General features: G+C 37.8%; 5 protein-coding genes. All 5 read right to left on the bottom strand.

All coding sequences use genetic code 11. The features are described 5' to 3' along the window. Positions 1–78 precede the first annotated feature (78 nt). Positions 79–687 carry a response regulator transcription factor gene (locus ACH0B5_RS17425; protein ID WP_122972241.1) on the bottom strand — a complete coding sequence of 203 codons (609 nt, stop codon included), beginning with the start codon at positions 685–687 and terminating at the stop codon, positions 79–81. A gap of 1 nt (position 688) precedes the next feature. Further along, a complete protein-coding gene (locus ACH0B5_RS17430) occupies positions 689–1,816 on the bottom strand; it encodes a sensor histidine kinase (protein WP_406928223.1) in 1,128 nt (375 codons plus the stop codon). Between the two features lie 163 nt (positions 1,817–1,979). After that, entirely contained in the window at positions 1,980–3,011 is a 1,032-nt protein-coding gene (desA, locus tag ACH0B5_RS17435; protein WP_341362768.1) for a Delta(5) desaturase DesA, read from the bottom strand. A gap of 178 nt (positions 3,012–3,189) precedes the next feature. Continuing rightward, complete coding sequence (gene metH, locus ACH0B5_RS17440) at positions 3,190–6,621, bottom strand: methionine synthase (RefSeq protein WP_406928224.1); 3,432 nt, start codon at positions 6,619–6,621, stop codon at positions 3,190–3,192. Then, complete coding sequence (locus ACH0B5_RS17445) at positions 6,614–8,458, bottom strand: bifunctional homocysteine S-methyltransferase/methylenetetrahydrofolate reductase (protein WP_122972238.1); 1,845 nt, start codon at positions 8,456–8,458, stop codon at positions 6,614–6,616. Before ACH0B5_RS17445 ends, metH begins: the two co-directional genes overlap by 8 nt. Between the last annotated feature and the right edge of the window lie 127 nt (positions 8,459–8,585).

Here is an 8,585-nt window from a genome sequence, read left to right on the forward strand (position 1 = left end):
TAGTTCATTGAAGAAAATAGAAAAACCCCGAATAGGTCCACTTTTTTTAAAGTGTCCACTATTCGGGGTTCAGTTCATTTATTTATTCCATCCCTTTTCTTTAAATCTGGAAATGGCTTCAATTCGGTTACCTACCCCGAGCTTATCTAATATTGTGGAGATATAATTTCGAACTGTACCAGCTGAAAGGTACAACTCAGCTGCTATTTCCTTCGTTGTCTTTCCCTTTGCCACAAGTTCTAATACTTGGCTTTCTCTTTCTGTTAAAGGATTTTCACTTTCATCTTCGTAAACAAAATCTACTAGTTCAGGTGCATAAATACGCCGTCCATCCATAATCACTCGAATCGAATGAACTAATTCTTCGATAGGGCTATCCTTTAATAAGTACCCTCGCACACCCGCTTTTCTTGCCCGTTCAAAATACCCCGGTCTAGCAAATGTCGTTAAAATAATAATTTTGCATGTTGTATTTTCCCGTAATTCTTCCGCTGCATCTAAACCTGTTTTGACTGGCATTTCAATATCCATAATACAAATATCCGGTTTTAACTCATGCACTAATTCAATCGCTTCTTCTCCATTTTTAGCCAAGCCGACTACTTCCATATCATCTTCTAAATTCAGTAACGAATTCATCGCTCCAAGTAACATCCCTTGATCTTCAGCTATCACAATGCGAATCAAGTTAATCACTTCCTTTCTGATGGGTAATAGTTAATGGCACACTAATTAAAACTTCCGTACCCTTACGATTTTCAAAAGTAACCGTACCATTAATAAATTCAAGTCGTTCTTGCATACCTCTTAACCCATTTCCAATTAAGTTTAACTTCTCGTTAAACCCTTTCCCATTATCAAAAATCGTTAATAACACTTCATTATGATTTTGTTCTATCGTTATTGTACATTTTTTTGCATTACTATGTTTCACTACATTCGTAACTGCTTCTTTTAAACACATACTTAAAACACTCTCGACTAAAACAGGAAGTTGTAACTCTTTACTATCTCCATTAATTTCATAGTCAATTTCAGCTGCTTTTAAAATTTCTTTTACTCTAATTAACTCTTCATGAAGCTTCGTTGCCCGCATATCTGACACAAGTTCCCGAACTTCCTTTAACGCTATACTTGCTGTATGACGAATATCTTTAATTTCTTGAATTGCTTGTTCTGGATTTTTTGTCACAAGTCGACTAGCTAAATCACTTTTCAAACCAATCATTGAAAGTTTTTGCCCTAATGTATCATGAAGGTCACGGGCGATACGTTGACGCTCTTCGTGAATAATCAATTCCGCAATACGCTCGTTAGCTGTTTCAAGTTGACCTTGCAATTTCTCCCGTTTGTTTCGGCTATATAATGTGAAGGGCAATAAGACCACCCCTACAACTGTAATAATGATAAAAGGTGTTTGAGATAAAAATAAATTTAAATCAATAAAGTACCCTGCCACAATCGATAAAATCGTAAAGCCAATATGTAAACCATACATAATGTAAAAACCAACCGGATTACGAATATTTCCGATGAAAAAGGCGGTAAATAATGATAAATACACATAACCAAACATTAATGTCATGGCAATATTTAAAACCATTTCAAAACTAACCCACATATAAACTAAGCCATTTTTAGCATTAAAAGAAAATCGGTGGGATAAGAAATAAAGCAAAATTAAAATGACTCCTATGTTTATTTGAACAAAGGAAAAAGACTTAATAATGAAATAAAAGGGCAAAATACAAAAAATAATCCATACATAAATACTGATCCATGGATTTTTCGGTAAAATTGTATACCAGCTGTGCATGACATTCCTCACACTTCTTATAGTTTCGAATCTTTACTATCGGTTTTATTATCATTATAACAAAATCACGGTGTTGCTCTAAAAGACCAACACCGTAAATTTTTACACCCTAATTTATTTTACACATAAATGATAACCCCAATGCATCTCCAACCGTTTTCCCCTATGCTTGAACCGATTTATTTTTCACTCTTGCTGTTTCATCTACTTCTTTAAATGAAACAAACTTTTTATTTTTTGGATCATATAATTTATAACGAATAGATTCAAAACTTCTTTTCAGCGTAATCGTTGTCGCCTGTTGAAGTGGCGGAATGGATTCATGGGCTGCCTCTAAATGATAATTCGGTACCCGTGGTGCCAAATGATGGACATGATGGAACCCAATATTTCCAGTCACCCATTGTAAAACTTTTGGTAATTTATAATAGGAACTACCATCCACTGCTGCTTTGACATAATCCCATTCGGAATTGTATTCAAAATACGAATCTTCGTACGTATGTTGAATGTAAAATAACCAAATGCCGAGGGATCCAGCAATAAATAAAGTAAGGCCATGCACTAATAAAAACGTTTGCCAACCAAACACGAGTATAAGCGTTGCACAAAGAATTAATAATATGGCATTCGCAAAGTGTGTGTTCATACGTTCTTTTTTCTTCGCGTCTTTTCGATTAACACGATTTAACACTAACACCATATATAAAGGACCTAACCCGAACATAACGAGAGGATTACGATATAATCGGTATGCAAAACGACCAAGCTTAGACTTCTCTAAATACTCATCCACTGTTAACATATCGATATCACCAATTCCGCGCTTATCTAAATTAGAACTAGTGGCATGGTGAATCGTATGTTCCCTTTTCCATTTTTCATAAGGAAAAGATGTTAGTATCCCCGTTATATTTCCAACTAAATCATTCGCTTTTTTACTTTTAAAAAATGAACCATGTGTACAATCGTGGAAAATGATAAACGTTCGAACAACAAAACCAGCGGCAACAATACTACAAGCTACAGTGAACCAAGGCGAAAATTGTAATAAGTAATAACCTGCACCCCAAATAACCAGTAGGGGAACAATTGTGTTGATTATCTGAAAAATACTCGTTTTTGTTTCAGACTTCGCAAAAGGCGCTACTTCTTTACGTAATTGCTTTGTTTTTTCAGCATCCGTCTTAGCCAATGAAATACCCTCTTCCTCTTTTAATATCTACAACCATTTTAAAAAAAGAGGGCGAATCTTAATAGAAGCAAACATCATAAATAACACATTACAAATGTCATATGACAACATACTAAAGAAGAAAAAGCTATCCTAAAATATTGATTTTAAGATAGCTTTATCCATATTAGCCATATGTTTATACATTGAAATATCGAGCATCTGGGTGGGCAAACACAATTGCAGAAACACTCGCTTCCGGCTCCATCATGTAACCTTCCGTTAATTGAACACCGATTTGTTCCGGCTTCAATAGTTTAAACAACTTTTCTTGATCTTCTAGATTTGGACATGCAGGATAACCAAAGGAGAAACGTTGCCCTTGATATTTTGCTGCAAAACGTTCTCGCATTGTAAAATCAGTTGCATCAGGGAAGCCCCAGACGTCACGTATTTCCTGATGAATCCTTTCCGCAAAACCTTCTGCCAACTCTAATGCCGTTGCAAGGAGAGCATGACTTTCTAAAAATTTACCATCTTTCTTTAATTCGTCTGCCACATTTTTCACGCCATGACCTGCCGTTACAACCATTAATGCGACATAATCCATCTCGCCGTTTTCTACCGTTTTCAAAAAGTCGGCTAAGCATAGAAATGGCGCTTCTTTCTGACGCGGAAAATGGAATCGTTCAATTTCAGTATTACGATCTTCCGGGCTATAAATGACCACATCATCTCCATCTGCCTGGGCAGGGAAAAATTGATACATACCTGATGGTGTTAATAAATCAGAACGTAAATAATCATTTACTAATTCATGGAGTTCGGTCGCCCTTTCATCCTTTTCAGCTAAAAGTTTTTCCACATTTCCCTTTAGCCCTAAATGATGCCCTATTAAAGTACGCATATTCACATATGGGTGTAAATGGGCTACTGAATAGTTTCGTTTAATATGTTGCACTAAATCCTTCGGTATATAAACTGGAGCATCCCGAACTGTTCGAACAGGCTTTTCCATCACGGTTACTTGGGGACGAGCTGCTCGTTTTTCATCAGCAAGAAGTCGTTTTTCACGAGATTGTTGAAGTTCTTGAATAAACGATTCCCGCTCATGCACATCCATTAAACGGTTCGCATGATCCAATCCTTGCATAGCATCCTTCGAATAAATGACTGGTCCATCATATTGGGCGGCAATTTTCGTTTCCGTAAAACGTTTCGATAATGCAGCCCCACCAACTAAAATCGGCACATGAATACCCGCTTCTTTAAAGTCTTGTGCTGTTAACACCATTTGTTGAGCAGATTTTACAAGCAACCCAGAAAGCCCTACAAAATCAGGATTTTCCCTTCTAATTGCTTCAATTAATTCCGCCGGTGTCACTTTAATTCCGAGGTCCACGACTTTATAGCCGTTATTGCTTAAAATGATGTCCACTAAATTTTTTCCAATATCGTGTACATCCCCCTTTACCGTTGCTAAAACGACTTTCCCTTTTCCTGAGCTATCTTCATTTTTCTCCATATACTGTTCTAGGTGGGCTACAGCTGCTTTCATTACACCTGCGCTTTGTAATACTTCCGCAACGATTAGTTGGTTATCATTAAATAGACGACCTACCTCTGCCATCCCAGCCATTAACGGACCGTTAATAATGTCCAATGGAGTATCAAATATCTTTCGCGCTTCTTCTAAATCGGGAATTAATCCTTCCTTTGTTCCTTCAATAATGTAATAAGCGAGTCGCTCCTCCACCGTGTCCGGAATATTTGCCACAGACTTTTCCTTTTTCTTATCCCGATAAAAATCTGTAAATACCGCCAATGTTTCATCGTTAGTACGGAAAATTAAATCGTTAGCTAATTTAATTTCTTCTTCCGGAATCGATGCATAGCGCTCTAATTTTTCCGTGTTTACGATGGCGTAATCTAAACCTGCTTGAGTGCAATGATATAAAAACACTGCATTTAGAATTTCCCGTCCTACAGGAGGTAACCCAAAGGATACATTACTTATCCCTAATACCGTCAATGTATTTGGATAATTTTCTTTTATTAATCGAATCCCTTCAATCGTTTCCTCAGCAGCGCCTATATATTGTTCATCACCTGTACCGACTGGGAATACTAATGGATCAAATATTATATCTTCTGGAGCAAGCCCCCATTTTTCTGTTAATAATTGATAGGACCGAGCTGCCACTTCTAATTTACGCTGGCGATCAACGGCCATCCCCTTTTCATCAATCGTCCCGACAACAACGGATGCGCCATATTTTTTTACAATCGGCATGACGGCGTCGAAACGTTCTTCCCCGTCTTCCAAGTTAATCGAGTTAATAATGGCTTTCCCTTGGGAATATTTCAAAGCTTCTTCTATTACGTGTTCATCTGTGGAGTCGATCACTAAAGGGACCTTTACCTTTTTTACAACCTCTTCCATAAAATTACGCATATCTTCTAATTCATCTCGGTCTGGATTCGCTAAACAAACATCAATTACATGAGCACCATTTTTCACCTGTGCACGGGCAATTTCAGCAGCTTCCTCAAATTTCCCTTCAATAATTAATCGTTTAAATTTACGAGAACCGATGACATTCGTTCTCTCCCCGATAAACAGCGGGCGCATAGAATCGTCATATTGGAGTGGTTCAATACCTGATACAACATGACCATGCGTTTTTTTAGGTAATGGACGTGGCTCATATCCTTCAACCGCTGTGCGAATCGCTTGAATATGATCAGGAGTAGTACCACAACAACCACCAACTAAATTAAGCCATCCCTTTTCTGCAAAGCCTCGAAGTTTTATCGATAACGATTCAGGTGTCTCATGATAATGACCTTCCTCATCAGGCAACCCAGCATTAGGGTAGCAACTAATATAACTTGTTGATAAATCTGCTAATGAACGAATATGATCTGTCATAAACTCCGGACCTGTCGCACAGTTTAAACCGATTGAAAGAGGTTTAATATGTTCAATGGAAATATAAAAGGCTTCAATTGTTTGACCAGCTAATGTTGTACCCATTGGCTCAATCGTAGCTGATATCATAATCGGGAGTTCTTTCTTCGTTTCTCGAAATGCCTGATTGATTCCTAAAGAAGCAGCTTTTACATTTAACATATCTTGACTTGTTTCAAGTAAAAGTAAATGGCACCCAGCTTCAATTAATGCTTTCGCTTGCACATAAAAGTTTTCCGAAAGCTCATCAAAAGTAATGCCGCCTGTTACCGAAAGGGTTTTCGTAGTCGGCCCAATCGCACCCGCAACAAAACGTGGCCATTCGGGAGTAGAATATGCTTCAACTGCTTCTAACGCTAATTCAACTGCTCGTTTATTAATTTCTTCTGCCTTTTCACCAAGTCCGTATTCGTTTAAAACAAGCGGCGTTCCCCCAAATGTATTTGTACAAATAATATCTGCACCTGCTTTTAAATAACCTAGGTGAATATTTTTTACGACGTCAGGCCTTGTTAGAACTAAATTTTCATTACAACCTTCTAAAACTTCTCCACCAAAGTCTTCAGCTGATAAGTTTTCTCGTTGTAACATCGTTCCCATTGCACCATCGATAATTAATATTCGTTTTTGCAATTGTTCCTCAATCAGATGGTTAAGCATTTACTTTTACTCCTTTGTTTTGCTCATCAAGTTGTTTGATATATTGCATTAATTGAATTGTTAAATCGTAGCGTAAAAATGGCGTGATTAAATAAATTCCATTAAAACGACTAACCGCTGTATCAAGTAATTCCCTAGCAATTGCTACCCCTTCTTTAGCTTCTAGAACTTTATCACCTTCACAAGCTTCCATTCTTTCTAACACTTCATCTGATAATTTAATTCCCGGCACTTCATGGTGTAAAAATTCTGCGCTTCTAAAACTTGTTAATGGCATAATTCCAATATAAATAGGAGTATCCAAATGTTTCGTTGCTTCGTAAATTTCCTCAATTTTTTCCTTTGAATAGACAGGTTGAGAAATAAAATAATCTGCTCCGTGTTCAATTTTTTTCTCAAGCCTACTAACTGCTCTATCCAATACCCGGACATTTGGGTTAAAGGCGGCTGCGACGGAAAAATTCGCTTTTTTACGCAACACTTTACCAGAGAAGGAGATACCTTCATTTAATTGTTTTATTAGAGAGATTAACTCCATGGATGAAACATCATAGACGCTAGTAGCACCAGGGAAATCCCCAACCTTTGTTGGATCCCCTGTCACCGCTAAAACATCGTGTAGGCCAACAGCATTTAGTCCCATTAAGTGGGATTGTAATCCAATTAAGTTACGGTCACGACAAGTAATGTGTGGCATAACTCGGATATTATGTTGCAATTTTAATATAGAGCCCATTGCGATATTACTAACACGAGGAGATGCTAAAGAATTATCGGCCATCATAATGATATCCGCCCCTTCGTTATAGAGCGCCTTGGCCCCTTCCACAAAAGTATTGATTTCCAAATGTCTCGGTGTATCAAGTTCAACAATGATCGACCGTTCACGCTTTACCTTTTCATGTAACGGTTCTGCATTTCTTGGTTCCGCCTCTTGAATGACGATTTCTTGAATCGGCTTTGCTTCTTTTGTAATGATCGGGTTTAAGTTTACTAGCAACTTTTTCGCCGCTTCAATATGTTTTGGTGTCGTACCACAACAACCGCCAATTAAACGGACACCTTGGTTGCGTAGTTGCACTGCTGCTCGAGCAAAATAATCCGCTTCCGATTCGTATATTACTTTCCCTTCTTCGATAGCTAGCAATGAAGCATTGGGATAGGCGGATAAAAATGCCCTCTCTGGAAGTTCTACACCTTCAAAGGCTTGAATCGTGTGATGAGGGCCTAATCGACAATTCACCCCGACGATATCAGCTCCTATCTTTTCTAATTGTTGTAAGGCTACATTTAATTTCAAACCATTTTGTAAAACGCCAGGATCATGCATTGAAACTTGCGCAATAATTGGCATATTGGTAATGGAACGAAGCATTTTGATTGTTTCCGAAAGTTCCTTGAAGTCATAATATGTCTCTAGTAATAAACCATCAATTTGACCATCAATTAATACAGTCGCTTGTTCACGAATTGCCGTTAAAATTTCTTCAAGGGTTGTATCGCTTTTTCTTACACCGCGAATCCCTCCGATTGAACCGATGACAAATTGTCCGCCATTGGCTGCCTTTTTTGCTAGGGCAATGGCAGCCTCATTGATTTCTACCACTTTCGATTCTAGTCCGTACCGTGCTAGTTTAATGGCATTGGCACCATATGTATTTGTTTGAATAACATCCGCACCTGCTGCAATATATTCACCATGAATTTTTTCAATCACATCCGGTCTAATAATATTCATTTCTTCATGACAATTATCAAGACCATAGGAATATAAAAGTGTCCCCATCGCTCCATCAGCGGTTAACACCTTTGACTTTAACGCTTCAAGTAGTCCCATTTTTTCTCAACCCCCACCTATTACTTTCAAAAATTTCAGTTTATTTATATAAAATAAATATCCGCCTGTAAAACAGGCGGTTTTAGTAACGCCCTATAAGGGCTCCTTACTAACTGCCCCTAAAGGG

The organism is Ureibacillus sp. 179-F W5.1 NHS, from assembly GCF_045369345.1.
Taxonomy (GTDB): Bacteria; Bacillota; Bacilli; order Bacillales_A; family Planococcaceae; genus Ureibacillus; species Ureibacillus halotolerans.